The sequence below is a fragment of the Sinorhizobium terangae genome, assembly GCF_009601505.1.
In the GTDB taxonomy this organism is placed as follows: Bacteria; Pseudomonadota; Alphaproteobacteria; order Rhizobiales; family Rhizobiaceae; genus Sinorhizobium; species Sinorhizobium terangae.
Window position 1 is genome coordinate 1 of record NZ_WITC01000080.1, and the last position, 1,592, is coordinate 1,592.

The window sequence follows — 1,592 nt, forward strand, 5'->3', positions numbered from 1 at the left end:
CTAGTGTCCTGATTCAGAAGTTTCTGCCGATTTGTTTTGCACATCGGCGATTTGCAGGGTTGCCAGGCAAAAGCGTTTGATGGTGGCGAGGATGTCGTCTGCCGATTTGGTCCATCGGAACGGTTTGGGATCGGTGTTGACGGCGTCGATATAGGCGGTGATTGCCGCCTCCAATTCAGCGGTGGAGCGGTGCACGCCGCGCCGGATTTGCTTTTCGGTCAGGTTGGCAAAGAAGCGCTCGACCTGGTTGAGCCATGACGCCGCCGTCGGGGTGAAATGAATGTGCCAGCGGGGCCGCTTGAGAAAGAAGCTGCGGATGGCGCTGGTCTTGTGGGTGGCGTAGTTGTCCATGACGATGTGGATGTCGAGGTCTGGCGGCACGTTGGCTTCGATTTCGCGCAGGAATCTCAGGAATTCCTGCGCGCGGTGACGCTTGAAGCAGCGACCGATGATCTTGCCGGTGGCAGCGTCGAGCGCGGCGAAGAGCGAAAGTGTTCCATGCCGGGTGTAGTCGTGGCTGCGCCGCTCGATCTGGCCGGGCCGCATCGGCAACACCGGCTGGCTGCGATCGAGTGCCTGGATCTGGCTCTTCTCATCGACGCAGAGCACCAGCGCCCGCTCGGGCGGATTGAGATAAAGGCCGACAATGTCGCGCACCTTCTCGACGAACAGCGCATCCGAAGACAGCTTGAAACTCTCGGCGCGATGCGGTTGCAGACCGAAGGCCGTCCAGATGCGATGGATCGTCGAGGGCGCATGTCCGACCGCCCGTGCCATCGAACGCAGGCTCCAGTGGGTGGCGTCCGGCGGTGTCGTCTCCAGCGTCAACCGGATCGTCTCGGCGATCTCTTCGTCGCCGATCTGGCGCGGCGCGCCGGGACGCGGCTCGTCGTAAAGCCCATCGAGCCGCAGCTCGGCGAAGCGCCGTCGCCATTTGGCCACCGTGTTCGGCATCGTGCCAAGCCGCGCGGCAATCTCCTTGTTCTCAACGCCGTCCGCGGCCATCAGCACGATCTGGGCCCGCCGCGCCAGGCCCTGCGCCGTGCCGCGGCGGCGAACCAATGCCTCCAGCTCACCGCGCTCCTCACCCGTCAAGACAATCGCAACCGCCGCTTTGCCCATCGATCATCCCCTTCTCAAACAAGGAAAATGATCGCACAAATTTATCGATCAGGACACTAGGTCCAATCGACATTCTGGATTCCCATCGGCCCGTTGCTGTGATTCATAGGGTTCCGCATTTTGCAAGCGGGGCGGGGAGATGGGGATCAAGCGATACGAACTGAGCGAGGGGCAGTGGGCGCGGATAGCGGCGTAGTTGCCGGGCAAGGCTGGTGACCCTGGCCGGACGGGCGGCGATAACCGGCTGTTCGTCAACGGCTGTTTGTGGGTGTTGCGCTCCGGGGCACACTGGCGCGACCTGCCAGAACGTTATGGCAAGTGGAAGACCGTGCATCGCCGTTTCAGCCGTTGGTGCCATGCCGGCGTGTGGGAGCGGGTGTTCGCAGAACTGACCGCCGACCACGACAACCAATATCTGATGCTCGACAGCACCATCGTGCGCGCCCATCAACAGGCGGCGAGCGGAAAAG

At 62.4% G+C, this 1,592-nt stretch carries 2 protein-coding genes; one reads left to right on the top strand and one right to left on the bottom strand.

All coding sequences use genetic code 11. The features are described from left to right. The gene (locus GHK62_RS19475; RefSeq protein WP_153440672.1) at positions 1-1,122 is read right to left on the bottom strand and encodes an IS630 family transposase; all 1,122 of its coding nucleotides are present in this window, start codon (positions 1,120-1,122) and stop codon (positions 1-3) included. A 196-nt stretch (positions 1,123-1,318) separates the two neighbouring features. On the opposite strand from GHK62_RS19475, the gene GHK62_RS19480 reads away from it, so the two are divergent. Continuing rightward, a partial coding sequence (locus GHK62_RS19480; protein ID WP_234886962.1) for an IS5 family transposase occupies positions 1,319-1,592 on the top strand: 274 nt, incomplete at its 3' end.

Bases quoted from the DNA above. Each gene is read 5' to 3' on its own strand.
- GHK62_RS19475 (WP_153440672.1), bottom strand. From the start codon at position 1,122: ATGGGCAAAGCGGCGGTTGCGATTGTCTTGACGGGTGAGGAGCGCGGT.